General features: G+C 61.1%; 12 protein-coding genes. 8 read left to right on the top strand and 4 right to left on the bottom strand.

Going from position 1 to position 12,762, the window contains the following annotated elements; translation table 11 throughout:
- Window positions 1-68 precede the first annotated feature (68 nt).
- From aroQ to ACQY1L_RS21945, 8 genes are all read left to right on the top strand, one after another.
- Window positions 69-509 (top strand): type II 3-dehydroquinate dehydratase, encoded by a 441-nt coding sequence (gene aroQ, locus ACQY1L_RS21980; protein WP_430244499.1) that lies wholly within the window; start codon window positions 69-71, stop codon window positions 507-509.
- Window positions 506-1,567 (top strand): Gfo/Idh/MocA family protein, encoded by a 1,062-nt coding sequence (locus ACQY1L_RS21975; RefSeq protein WP_430244497.1) that lies wholly within the window; start codon window positions 506-508, stop codon window positions 1,565-1,567. Before aroQ ends, ACQY1L_RS21975 begins: the two co-directional genes overlap by 4 nt.
- Window positions 1,564-2,388: a sugar phosphate isomerase/epimerase family protein gene (locus tag ACQY1L_RS21970; RefSeq protein WP_430244495.1), complete on the top strand. Its 825-nt coding sequence runs from the start codon at window positions 1,564-1,566 to the stop codon at window positions 2,386-2,388. The genes ACQY1L_RS21975 and ACQY1L_RS21970 overlap by 4 nt, the downstream gene beginning before the upstream one ends.
- Window positions 2,385-3,212, top strand: a complete 828-nt coding sequence (locus ACQY1L_RS21965; RefSeq protein WP_430244493.1) for an aldo/keto reductase — start codon at window positions 2,385-2,387, stop codon at window positions 3,210-3,212. The genes ACQY1L_RS21970 and ACQY1L_RS21965 overlap by 4 nt, the downstream gene beginning before the upstream one ends.
- A 37-nt stretch (window positions 3,213-3,249) precedes the next feature.
- Window positions 3,250-3,912, top strand: coding sequence for an amino acid ABC transporter permease (locus tag ACQY1L_RS21960; protein WP_092664176.1), 663 nt, complete (start codon window positions 3,250-3,252; stop codon window positions 3,910-3,912).
- 13 nt (window positions 3,913-3,925) lie between these two features.
- The gene (locus tag ACQY1L_RS21955) at window positions 3,926-4,570 is read left to right on the top strand and encodes an amino acid ABC transporter permease (RefSeq protein ID WP_062459043.1); all 645 of its coding nucleotides are present in this window, start codon (window positions 3,926-3,928) and stop codon (window positions 4,568-4,570) included.
- A 73-nt stretch (window positions 4,571-4,643) separates the two neighbouring features.
- Complete coding sequence (locus ACQY1L_RS21950; RefSeq protein ID WP_430246025.1) at window positions 4,644-5,363, top strand: amino acid ABC transporter ATP-binding protein; 720 nt, start codon at window positions 4,644-4,646, stop codon at window positions 5,361-5,363.
- Window positions 5,364-5,444: 81 nt separating this feature from the next.
- On the top strand, window positions 5,445-7,334 hold the full coding sequence (locus ACQY1L_RS21945) for a bifunctional sugar phosphate isomerase/epimerase/4-hydroxyphenylpyruvate dioxygenase family protein (RefSeq protein ID WP_430244490.1): 1,890 nt from the start codon (window positions 5,445-5,447) through the stop codon (window positions 7,332-7,334).
- 65 nt (window positions 7,335-7,399) lie between these two features.
- Here the strand turns inward: ACQY1L_RS21945 and ACQY1L_RS21940 are convergent, their stop codons facing one another.
- The 4 genes from ACQY1L_RS21940 to fdhF all read right to left on the bottom strand — a co-directional run bounded on the left by ACQY1L_RS21940 (window position 7,400) and on the right by fdhF (window position 12,685).
- Window positions 7,400-9,055 carry an OFA family MFS transporter gene (locus ACQY1L_RS21940; RefSeq protein WP_192078598.1) on the bottom strand — a complete coding sequence of 552 codons (1,656 nt, stop codon included), beginning with the start codon at window positions 9,053-9,055 and terminating at the stop codon, window positions 7,400-7,402.
- A 127-nt stretch (window positions 9,056-9,182) separates the two neighbouring features.
- Entirely contained in the window at window positions 9,183-9,500 is a 318-nt protein-coding gene (locus tag ACQY1L_RS21935; protein WP_062459053.1) for a formate dehydrogenase subunit delta, read from the bottom strand.
- Window positions 9,490-9,702, bottom strand: a complete 213-nt coding sequence (locus ACQY1L_RS21930) for a hypothetical protein (RefSeq protein WP_156461707.1) — start codon at window positions 9,700-9,702, stop codon at window positions 9,490-9,492. Before ACQY1L_RS21930 ends, ACQY1L_RS21935 begins: the two co-directional genes overlap by 11 nt.
- Before the next feature lie 103 nt (window positions 9,703-9,805).
- Window positions 9,806-12,685, bottom strand: a complete 2,880-nt coding sequence (gene fdhF, locus ACQY1L_RS21925; protein WP_430244487.1) for a formate dehydrogenase subunit alpha — start codon at window positions 12,683-12,685, stop codon at window positions 9,806-9,808.
- Window positions 12,686-12,762: the final 77 nt, after the last annotated feature.

Below are 12,762 nucleotides of genomic sequence, written 5' to 3'. Positions count from 1 at the left end.
CGACCGCATGACGAAACGGGGCGCGCAGCCGCGAGTGGAAAAGCGCGCCCCGATCTGCAGCAAAAGGCATGGACATGCGCACGATCTTTATCCTGAACGGACCCAATCTTAATCTTCTCGGTCAGCGCGAGCCGGATATCTACGGCCGCACGACACTTGAGGAAATCCGTGGCTGGCTGGAAACGGACGCTGCCGAACTCGGCGTCGCGATTGACTTCCGCCAGTCGAATTTCGAAGGCGAGATCATCGAGTCCGTTCACGCGGCGCGCCAGGATGCCGCCGGTATCATCATCAATCCGGCCGCCTACACGTTCACCTCGATTGCCATCCTTGATGCGTTGAAGACCTTCGACAAGCCGAAGATCGAGCTGCACATTTCCAACGTTCATCAGCGTGAGGAAATCTATCACAAGTCGCTCGTCTCTAAGACGGCGACGGCAGTCATGGCAGGCTTCGGTGCCTACGGCTATCGCCTCGCTCTGCGGGCCATGGCGGAGATGACGCAATGACCCGCATCGGTCTGATGGGTGCTGGTCTGATCGGCCGCGAACATGCCGACCTCCTGGTGTCCAACCGCCGCGCCGAAATTGCCGCGATCTGCGATCCTTCTCCCGCTGCAGCCGAACTCGCCGCGCGCCTCTCCGTCCCGTACTTTGCCGACTACGACACCATGCTCGACGAGGCAAAACCCGACGGCGCCATCATCGCGCTGCCGAACAATCTTCATACACCGGCCGCTCTCGCCTGCATCGAGCGCGGCGTCCCCTGCATGATCGAGAAGCCGATCGCCGAAAGCATCGCCTCGGCTGCCCGCATCGTCGAGGCGTCGGAGCGAAGCGGCGTGCGCGTCCTTGTCGGCCATCAGCGCCGCCACAGCCCCGACATCCGGTCCGCCAAACGCGCCATCGACGCCGGAGAGCTCGGACCGCTGGTCGCCGTCAACGGCATGACCCTGTTCGACAAGCCGGACGACTATTTCAACACCGAATGGCGCCGCAATCGCGGCGGCGGCGTGTTGTTGATCAACCTCATCCACGATATCGACGTCCTACGCTATCTAGTCGGCGAGATCGAAAGCATCCGCGCCTTCACATCCTCGGCCCGCCGCGGCTTCGAAGTGGAAGACACGGCAAGCATTTCGATCCGCTTCGTCAAAGGCGTGCTCGGCACGTTCCTGATCTCGGACGCAGCCGTCAGCCCCTGGGCCTGGGAGTATACGTCCGGCCAGGCGCTCTATCATCCGGCACAGCCTGGTCCCTGCCTTTTCCTCGCCGGACGAAAGGCAGCACTGTCTGTCTCCGACATGTACCTGTGGCGGCACGCGGAAGAAAACGATCACTGGCAGCATCCGCTGGTTCGTGAATACCGCCCCGGCGATGGCTCGCTCACCTATGTCAACCAGCTTGACCACTTCGTCGATGTGATCCGCGGCGATGCACAGCCGCTGATCAGCGCGCGCGACGGCATGTCGACGCTTGCCGCGACGCTGGCGGTCGATCTCGCCGGACGCGAGGATCGCACGGTGACGCTCACCGAAATGCTTGCACCGGCAAAGGTGGCCGCATGAAACGTAAGTGGTCCCTCTCTTTCCTGACCGGACTCGGCGTCGCACCCGAAGAGGCCGTGCGTGCGGCAGCTGAGGCCGGATACGACTATCTCGGCCTGCGCCTGATGCCGGCATTTCCCGGCGGCCTCGCCTATCCGCTGATGGATGACCCAGCGCGGGTGAAATCCCTGATCAGTCTCATGGACGACAGCGGCGTCGCGGTCTTCGATGTCGAGATGATCCGGATTTCGCCGGATTTCGATCCGGAACCGCTACTGCCGTTTCTCGAATGTGCCGGCCAGCTCGGCGCCCGCGCCATTCTTGTCGCCGGTGACGATGCCGACGAAGGGCGTCTGACGGCCTCCTTTGTCAAACTCTGCGAGGCTGCACGTCCGTTCGGCCTGTCGATGGACCTGGAGTTCATGCCGCAATCGGAGCTGGGGGATCTAAGCGCTGCCACCCGCGTCCTGACTGCTGCCGACCAGCCGAACCAGGGCGTCATCATCGATACGCTGCATGTCTCGCGGGCCCGCACAACAATCGAAGAGATCACTGCTGTGCCGCGCAAGTGGCTGAATTATGCGCAGATCTGCGATGCTCCGGCCAAGATCCCGGAGACGCGGGAAGAACTGAACTATACGGCCCGCCACGCGCGGCTTCTGCCGGGCGAGGGGGAGTTGGACCTTGCCGGCATGTTTGCCGCTATGCCGGCGGATCTGCCGGTTGCCGTGGAAATTCCCAACGACGAGCAATCGGCGGGCCTGTCCGCCGCCGAATGGGCGAAGCGAACGCTGATCGCGTCGCGCAGAATTCTCGAACCCGAATCCGAAGAGGCCCAATGACCGGCTTGCAAATAAAGACCATCCAGGGCGTGGATATCCCGAGCCTCGGCTTCGGTACATTCGAACTGAAGGGACCGGAAGGCGAGGCGGCGATCCGTACCGCCATCGAACTCGGTTACCGCCAGATCGATACCGCGATACGCTATGGAAACGAGGTCGAAGTCGGCAACGCCATTCGCGAAAGCGGCGTGGCACGGGGAGAGCTCTTCGTCACCACCAAGATCTGGTTCAACGATCTTGACCCGGAAACGGTCGCCGCCCGCGTTGATGAGAGCTTGGAACGGCTGGGTTTCGACTATGTCGATCTGCTCCTCGTTCACTGGCCGACCAAAGACGTGCCCCTTGGCGAAACGCTTGGTGCATTTGCGCAGGCAAAAGCCAAGGGCAAGACAAGGCTGATCGGTGTCAGCAATTTCACCGTGGCACTGCTCGACGAGGCGCTCGACGTCCACAAGGCCGAGCTGTTTTGCAATCAGGTCGAATATCATCCATTCCTGTCGCAGGAAAAACTGCTCGAGCGCATGCGCCGGGCCGACATCCTGCTCAATGCCTATCAGCCGATTGCCCGCGGCAAGGTGTTCAGCTCCAAGCTGCTGACCGAGCTCGGAGCGAAGTACGGCAAATCGGCGGGTCAGATAGCGTTGCGCTGGCATGTCCAGCAAGACCATGTCGGTGCCATTCCGCGCTCCGCGAAGGCCGAAAACATCCGGTCCAACATGGACATTTTCGATTTTGAACTGTCGTCGGAAGACATGGCTGCCATTCATGCGCTGGCGCGTGGCGAGCGCTATTCCCGTTTCGAGTGGGAACCCGATTGGGACTGAGACGCGGCGATGGTGAAGGCAATGAGGGAGGTAGAACATGACACTTGATTTCAGCGTCGTCACCGATGCTTGGCAATCGCTGGTCTATGGCACGTTGGGAACCCTGTTCCTGGCCGTAGCCGGCATGATGATTGCGACTGTTATCGGCGTGCTGGGCGTGGCGATCCTCAGAACGAACATGGTCATCCCGTCCTTTCTCGTCACAGCTTTCGTCGAGGTGATCCGCAACACGCCTTTCCTCGTGCAGATCTACTTCATCTTCTTTGCGCTGCCTCTGGCCGGCGTCCGGCTCAATCCGACCATGACCGCTGTTCTGGCGCTGGGATTGAACGGCGGCGCCTATGCGATCGAGATCATTCGCGGCGGTGTGGAAAGCATTCCCAAGGGACAGACCGAAGCCGGTCTGGCACTCGGGCTCCACAATCATGAAGTCTTCCGGATGATCGTGCTGAAGCCGGCGCTGCGGGCCATCTATCCGTCGCTGTCGAGCCAGTTCATTCTGCTGACGCTGACGACGGCGATCTGCACTTCGATCTCGGCTTATGAGCTGACATCGGTCGGCCAGCGCATCGAGGCTGAAACCTTCCGTAGTTTCGAGACCTATTTCACCCTGACCGGCATCTACCTCGTCATTTCGATGGTGACCATGTGGACGCTTGCCGCCATCGGCCGGCGTGCCTTCAACTATCCGCAGCGCTGAGGAGGACCAGGATATGGGATACCAAGAACTGACCTACCTGCTGCAAGGCCTCGGCTGGACACTTGTCCTGACCGCCATGGCCTTTGTCGGCGGCATCATCTCGGGCGTCATCGTGGCGCTGATGCGGGTGTCGAGGATCGCCTTGGTCCGTTATATCGCAATCGGCTGGATCGGGCTCTTCCAGGGCACGCCGCTTCTGATGCAGCTCTTCGTCGCCTATTTCGGCCTACCGCTTCTGGGCTTCGATCTGCCCGGATGGGCTGCCGTCGGCATCGCGCTGACTGCGCATGCTTCGGCATTTCTGGGCGAAATCTGGCGCGGTGCGATTGAGGCCGTGCCGAAGGGCCAGACCGAAGCTGCCGATGCGCTCGGCCTCCACACCCGCAGCCTGATGTTCGACGTCATCATGCCGCAGGCCTTCAAGCTATCGCTGCCGGCAACCGTCGGCTTCCTGGTCCAGCTTCTGAAAGGCACGTCGCTTGCTGCCATCGTCGGCTTCATCGAGCTGACGCGTGCAGGTTCGATCGTCTCCAACCAGATCTACCAACCGCTTCTCGTGTTCGGCGTCGTCGGCGCCATGTATTTCGCAATGTGTTGGCCGCTGTCCCTGTGGGGACGACGCATCGAGCGGCGTATGTCCGCCGGTTTGGCAAGATAGAGTAGGGAAAATGACCATGGCAATTGTGACCAACACCAACGCCCAGTCGACCGGCAAAGAGCCGATGATCATGATGCGCGACGTGGAAAAGTGGTACGGCGCATTCTACGCCCTCAAGAAAGTCAACCTGACCGTCGCAAAGGGCGAAAAGATCGTTCTCTGCGGTCCGTCGGGGTCGGGCAAGTCGACGCTGATCCGCTGTATCAACCGGCTGGAAGCCAGCCAGGGTGGCGAGATCGTCGTATCGGGCCATACCGTGAAGGACGACCAGAAGGCGATCGATGCGGTGCGTCGCGAAGTCGGCATGGTGTTTCAGCAGTTCAACCTGTTTCCGCACAAGACTGTGCTCGAAAACTGCATTCTCGCGCCCATGCGCGTGCGAAAACTGTCGCGCTCCGAGGCGGAAAAGACGGCCCGCAAATATCTGGAGCGGGTCCGCATCGGCGATCAGGCGGACAAATACCCGGCCCAGCTTTCCGGTGGCCAGCAGCAGCGCGTCGCGATTGCCCGCGCGCTCTGCATGGAACCTAAGGCGATGCTGTTTGACGAACCAACCTCGGCGCTCGACCCTGAAATGGTCAAGGAAGTGCTCGATACGATGGTGTCGCTCGCCCGCGATGGTATGACGATGATCTGCGTGACGCATGAAATGGGTTTCGCTCGCCAGGTCGCCGACCGCGTCATCTTCATGGCCGATGGCGAGATCGTTGAGGAAAACGATCCCGAAAGTTTCTTCAGCGCGCCGGCCCATCCCCGTACTCGCGCCTTCCTGGGCGAGATCCTGTCGCATTGAACCCGCGTGCGAGGCGCGTATCTGCATGCGTTAGCGCTTAAGGCACATCGCAAACGAGGCTGAGCAAACGAGGGAAAAGTCATGAAGACGTCCATAGCGACCGTATCGATCAGCGGCGAACTTCCGGAAAAGCTTGCAGCGATTGCGCAGGCGGGGTTCAGCGGTGTCGAGATCTTCGAAAACGACTTTCTCGCCTTCGACGGTACGCCTGCCGATGTCGGGCGCATGGTGCGGGATCACGGACTGGAGATTACCCTGTTCCAGCCCTTCCGCGATTTCGAGGGCATGCCTGAACCGCACCGCTCGCGGCTGTTCGACCGGGCGGAGCGCAAGTTCGACATCATGCAGGAGCTGGGCACCGATCTGGTCCTCGTGTGCTCGAACGTCTCGCCGCTCGCGCTCGGCGGTATCGACCGGGCAGTGGCGGATTTTCACGAACTCGGGGAACGCGCTGCCAAGCGTGGCCTGAAAGTCGGGTACGAGGCGCTCGCCTGGGGCAAACACATTTCCGATCATCGCGATGCCTGGGAAGTTGTCCGGCGCACCAACCACCCGAATATCGGCATCATCCTCGACAGTTTCCACACGCTGTCGCGACAGATCGACATCAATTCGATCCGCTCTATCCCGAAGGAAAAGATCTTCATCGTCCAGCTGGCCGATGCGCCATTGATCGACATGGATCTGCTTTACTGGAGCCGACACTTCCGCAACATGCCGGGCGAGGGAGATCTGCCGGTCGAAGCATTTACCAGCGCCGTCGCCGAAACCGGCTATGATGGCTATTTCTCGCTGGAGATATTCAATGACCAGTTCCGCGGCGGCTCGGCAAAGGCTATCGCGGCAGATGGTCACCGATCACTGATCACGCTTGGAGATCGGGTGCGGCGCAATCCGAATGCGTCGGGCCTGACGCTCCCGGTCATGCCGGACCGCAGCGCCGTGCAAGGGGTCGGCTTCGTCGAATTTTCGGCAAGCGAGGCCGACGCCGGAGAACTGGCCGGCATCTTGCGCACGCTCGGTTTTTCCAAGACCGCACAACACCGCAGCAAGAAAGTCAGCGTGTTTTCGCAGGGCAATATCAAACTGCTTCTGAATACGGACGAGATGGGCTTTGCGAGTGCATCCTACGCCGTGCACGGCACCTCGGCCTATGCGATGGCTTTGAAGGTGGACGACGCGCGCGATGCGATGGATCGTGCGGTGGCATTGGGCGCCGAAGTGTTCAATCAACCCGTCGAGACGGGCGAGGTGACGATCCCCTCTATCCGCGGTGTCGGCGGAGGTCTGATCTACCTGCTCGACGACAAGACGGATCTATCGAACATATGGGATATCGACTTCGTCCCCGTCGATGACGAGGAAAAGAAGCAGGATGCCCACCTTCTGAGCGTTGATCATATCGCCCAGACCGTCGCGTATGAGGAGATGCTCACCTGGGTGCTGTTCTACACCTCGATCTTCGAGATGCAGAAGACGCCGATGGTCGACATCATCGACCCATCCGGCGTGGTGCGCAGCCAGGTTGTCGAAGCGCCGCAAGGCTCGCTTCGCATTACGCTCAATGGTGCGGAAAACCGGCGAACGCTTGCTGGACATTTCATTGCGGAGACATTCGGGTCCGGCATCCAGCATCTGGCATTCGAAACTGCGGATATCTTTGCGACGGCCGCAGCCCTGAAGGCGAACGGCTTCCGTCCCTTGCCGATCTCGCCGAACTATTATGGCGACGTGGAAACCCGCTTCGGTCTCGATCCGGACCTGACGGAGAGGCTGAAGGCGGAGAACATTCTCTACGACCGCGACGAGAACGGCGAATACTTCCAGCTCTATAGCGGCACGTTCGGGGAGGGGTTCTTCTTCGAGATCGTTGAGCGGCGCGATTATCGCGGTTATGGCGCAGCGAATGCGATCTTCCGCATCGCGGCCCTGAAGAAGCAGATCAGGCCGGAAGGTGTGCCACGGCTTTAGGCGTCGCGGGAGCCTTTGGTAATGAGGGGCCGGCCGCGTGGGCCGGCCCCTCATGCGTTTTTGGCTTAGCCGAAAAGAACCAGGCTGCTTTTCAGCGTGACCCAGATGCCCCAGATCATCGGGATGCCGACGACGGCCCAGGCGAGAGCGGCCTGAGCGGAGAACCCGCCCTTGCCGATGCCGAACGAGCCGGTCGGGCCGGCATTTGCAGCGGCGGTCTTTGCCTGCAGGGAGGCAACCTCTTCATCCGACATGAACCACTTGTCAGCAAGCGGCCGCACCAGCGAGTTGGCGATAAGGCCAAGCACCAGCATGCCCGCAAGGATATACATCGTGCCGGTGTAGAGAGCCGGTCCCGGCGCAACGCCGGCAGCAATCTGCGCTTCGCGGATGTAGTTCACCACGACCGGACCGACGATGCCGGCAGTCGCCCAGGCGGTCAGAAGACGACCGTGGATCGCGCCGACGAACTGGGTTCCGAAGATATCGGCAAGATAGGCCGGGATGGTTGCGAAGCCGCCGCCATACATGGAAAGGATGATGCCGAATGCCAGAACGAACAGACCCTTGTTGCCGAGGTTGGCAAGTGTCGGTGCGGTTGCATAGAGGATGATGCCGAGGATGAAGAACGTATAGTAGGTGTTCTTGCGGCCGAGCTTGTCGGAGAGCGAGGCCCAGACAAAGCGTCCGCCAATGTTGAAGAGCGACAGAAGGCCGGTGAAGCCTGCAGCGATTGCTGCGATCTGTGCCTTCTGTCCAGCGTCGAGCTGCGCGAACGCGACGTCCGGCAGACCGATCAGCGAACCGGCGAAGATTTCCTGCAGCATCGGCGATGCCATGCCGATAACGCCGATACCAGCTGAGACGTTCAGGCAAAGCACGGCCCAGATCAGCCAGAACTGCTTTGTCTTGTGGGCGTCACGCAGGTGAACGTGTTTCGTGGTGATCATCGTCGACTTGGAAGCAGGCGGTGTCCAGCCTTCAGGACGCCATCCTGCCGGCGGGATGCGGTAGCCGAAGGCGCCGCCCATCATGAAGCAGAAATAGATCGCAGCCATGGCGATGAAAGTCTGCCACACACCGACAGACACGTCGGTCTTGAAGAAGTTCATCAGAAGGTTTGCGAGCGGAGCGCCAATCATTGCGCCGCCGCCGAAGCCCATGATCGCCATGCCTGTCGCCATGCCGCGACGGTCCGGGAACCACTTGATCAGCGTTGACACCGGCGAGATATAGCCGAGACCGAGACCGATGCCGCCGATAACGCCGGCGCCGACCCACATCATCCACAGCTGATGGGTCATGACGCCCATGGCTGCGACGAGAATGCCACCGCACCAGCAGCAGGCGGAGACGAAACCAGCCTTGCGTGGACCGACCTTTTCAAGCCAGCCGCCCCAAATGGCAGCCGAGCAGCCCAGCAACACGAAGAACAGCGTGTAGATCCAGCCGAGATCGGCAACGCGCCAGTTGCAGCTTGTTGTAACCAGGGCCGTCAGCAGGCTCATTCCGGTGCATGACGGGTCGGCTGCACCTGGAATGGCGCGCGAAAGCGGCAGCCAGAAGACGCTGAAGCCGTAGGCCATGCCGATGCAAAGGTGGATAGCGAGGGCTGCCGGCGGCACAAGCCAACGGTTGAAGCCCGGTTTTGCGATAATACGTTCCTTCTCCAGGAGACCGGCGCTTTCGGCGCGGCCTCCTGCTGTTCCTGCAATTGCCATAAAAGAAGATCCCTCTCTGAGTAATGGCTTTCAACGTGAGCTCACCACCGCCCTCCAGCTGAAGGCGAGCTTACGCTTTGCTTTCCGGTGTGATCTCCCGGAAAGCGGTTTCATCTGGCCCCGTTCCCTAACGTCCGGAAACACCCCCGGTCGTTCCCTCTTTGGTTCCCATACCCGTCCCGCTCGGTTCTGCCGGTCGGCGGATCAGTGTCGAAGCCTCGACGACAAGCGGCAGCAATCCTGCGCCGCCGGCATCGAGATGCTCGAATAGGTGCCGGCGCATGCGCGGCTCCCAGAATTTGTTGATATGCGTCGCAACGCCATTGGTTCGCACGCTCTCCGGCTGGGATAAGAAAAACGTGGCGATCTGGTTTGCCATCCGGACCAGCTTTTCGTGGCCGTGGGTTTCATGTGGCACTGTGTCGTCCAACTGATCATGCACCATCGGAAAAAGCTCCGATGGCGATCAGGCGACCCGTCATTGCAGCAGCCGGATACGGTCCGGAGATCCGCGCAGTTGAAGCGCGGCTGCCGTGATAGCTGAAACCTATCGTACGATTGGCTTGTACCGAGATTGAGCGAGTTGCACTGTTTCCGTTACGACGGCTAGTTTCAAGAACTGCACTTGCGACGAACAGTGGCGTCATAGGACTCTGCGACAAATTGGCACTCCCCCTTAATCTGGTTCTTGACCTGTTTGCAAGAGCCCTGCGGCCTCACCGATTGCCTATTTGCAATTGATAATTCCGATTACTCCGCAGCCTCCATTCGACCTGCGATGCGTCGCGATCTGCGCGACAGGTCGCCGTAGTCCTGCTGCCACTCCGTCGGGCCATTCGACGGCGAAACCTGCACCGCCGTGACCTTGTATTCCGGGCAGTTGGTGGCCCAGTCGGAATAGTCGGTCGTGATCACGTTCGCCTGCGTATCGGGATGGTGGAACGTGGTGTAGACGACACCCGGCGCCACGCGGTCGGTGATCAGAGTCCGCAGCGTCGTATCGCCGGCTCGGCTCGCGAGCTTGATCCAGTCGCCGTCCTTGATCCCGCGCTGCTCGGCGTCGTGCGGGTGGATCTCGAGACGGTCCTCCGCATGCCAGACGACATTGTCTGTCCGCCGCGTCTGCGCTCCGACATTATACTGCGACAGGATACGGCCGGTGGTGAGCAGCAGCGGGAAACGTGGCCCGGTGCGTTCGTCGGTCGCGACATACTCGGTGCGGATGAACTTGCCCTTGCCGCGCACGAAGCCATCGACATGCATGATCGGCGAACCGAGCGGATGCGCTTCGTTGCAGGGCCACTGCACCGAGCCCATCTCCTCGAGATAATCGTAGGACACCTTGGCAAAGCTTGGGGTCGTTGCGGCGATCTCGTCCATCACCTGCGACGGATGGGTGTAGTTCCACGGCAGTCCCATGGCCTGCGCCAGTTTCTGCGTCACTTCCCAGTCGGCAAGGCCGTTCTTCGGGCTCATCACCCGGCGAACCCGGTTGATGCGCCGCTCCGCATTGGTGAACGTGCCGTCCTTTTCGAGGAAGGTCGAGCCGGGCAGGAAGACATGCGCGTAATTTGCGGTTTCGTTGAGAAACAGGTCGTGCACGACGACGCATTCCATCGCTTCGAGACCGGCGGAGACATGCTTGGTATCCGGGTCGGACTGCAGGATATCCTCGCCCTGGATGTAGATGCCCCTGAACGTGCCCTCGACCGCGGCATCCAGCATGTTAGGGATGCGCAGGCCCGGCTCGTTGTTGAGCGTTACACCCCACAGTTTCTCGAATGTCTCGCGGGTGGCATCGTCGGAGATGTGGCGATAGCCCGGCAGTTCGTGCGGGAAGGAGCCCATGTCGCAGGCGCCCTGGACATTGTTCTGTCCCCGCAGCGGATTGACGCCGACGCCGGGCCGACCGAGATTGCCGGTGACCATGGCAAGGTTGGCGATCGCCATCACCGTCGTCGAGCCCTGGCTGTGCTCGGTGACGCCGAGACCGTAATAGATCGAACCATTGCCGCCGGTCGCAAACAGCCGGGCCGCACCGCGCAGCAGATCTGCCGGCACGCCGGTATAGGCCTCCGTCGCTTCCGGGCTGTGCGCGTCTTCCGAAACAAACGCTGCCCAATCCTCGAATTCCGACCAGTCGCAACGCTCGCGGATAAAGGCTTCGGCAAACAGTCCCTCGGTGACGATGACATGCGCCAGCGCGGTCAGGACAGCCACATTGGTGCCTGGCTTTAAGGGGAGGTGAAACGCTGCCTCGACATGGGGCGAGCGGACGATATCGGTGCGGCGCGGATCGATGACGATGAGTTTCGCACCCTGCCGCAACCGCTTCTTCAGCCGCGACCCGAACACCGGATGCCCGTCGGTCGGGTTTGCGCCGATGATCACGACCACGTCGGTGTGCTCGACGCTGTCGAAATTCTGCGTTCCGGCCGACGTGCCGAAAGCCTGGCCGAGCCCGTAACCAGTCGGCGAATGGCAGACGCGGGCACAGGTATCGACATTGTTGTTGCCGAAACCGGCCCGGATCAGCTTCTGGACGAGGAATGTCTCTTCGTTGGTGCAGCGCGACGAGGTGATGCCGCCGATCGATTCGCGGCCATACTGATACTGGATGCGCCGGAACTCGGAGGCGACATGGCTGAACGCTTCTTCCCAGCTGACTTCCCGCCACGGATCGGAAATCTTCTCGCGGATCATCGGGTTGAGGATGCGGTCCTTGTGGCTCGCATAGCCATAGGCGAACCGTCCCTTGACGCAGGAATGGCCGCGATTGGCCTGGCCGTCCTTCCACGGTACCATCCGTACCAGTTCTTCGCCGCGCATTTCAGCCTTGAACGAACAGCCGACACCGCAATAGGCGCAGGTCGTGACCGTCGAATGCTCGGGCTGGCCGATGGCGATTACCGATTTCTCGGTTAGCGTCGCCGTCGGACAGGCCTGCACGCAGGCACCGCAGGAGACGCATTCGGAATCGAGGAAATGTTCGTGCGCACCGGGCGAGACACGGCTTTCAAAACCGCGGCCCTCGATCGTCAGCGCAAACGTTCCCTGCACTTCCTCGCAGGCGCGCACGCAGCGCGAACAGACGATGCATTTGGAAGGGTCGTAGGTGAAGTAAGGGTTCGACTCGTCCTTCGGCATCCACTTGGCATTGATGGCGCCGTCGGTCCGGGCCCTCACATGGTTGTCGCCCTCGTAGCCATAGCGAACGTCGCGAAGCCCGACGGCACCCGCCATATCCTGCAGCTCGCAGTCTCCGTTGGCGGCGCAGGTGAGGCAATCGAGCGGGTGGTCGGAGATATAGAGCTCCATCACGCCCTTGCGGATCTGTTTCAGCCGCTCCGTCTGCGTGTGGACGACGATCCCGGGCGCCACCGGCGTGGTGCAGGAGGCCGGCGTGCCGTTGCGGCCCTCGACCTCGATGAGACAGAGCCGGCAGGACCCGAAGGCGTCGACCATATCCGTGGCACAGAGCTTGGGCACCTGAATGCCGGCCTCCATCGAGGCGCGCATGATCGAGGTGCCGGCGGGAACGGTGATCTGGCGCCCGTCGATGGTCAGCGTCACCGTCTCGGTGGATTTCGAAACTGGTGTGCCGTGGTCGATTTCATGAACGAGGGACATGATGCGTCTCCTGTTTGAACATGTTGGTGCGGATTGGGCGGCGCGGAGAAAGACCCGCTCTGGCCTGCCGGCCATCT

The organism is Neorhizobium sp. DAR64862/K0K3, from assembly GCF_050500185.1.
GTDB lineage: Bacteria > Pseudomonadota > Alphaproteobacteria > Rhizobiales > Rhizobiaceae > Neorhizobium > Neorhizobium soli.
The sequence above is the reverse complement of the archived record's forward strand: the minus strand, read 5'-3'. Positions and strand labels throughout refer to the sequence as shown.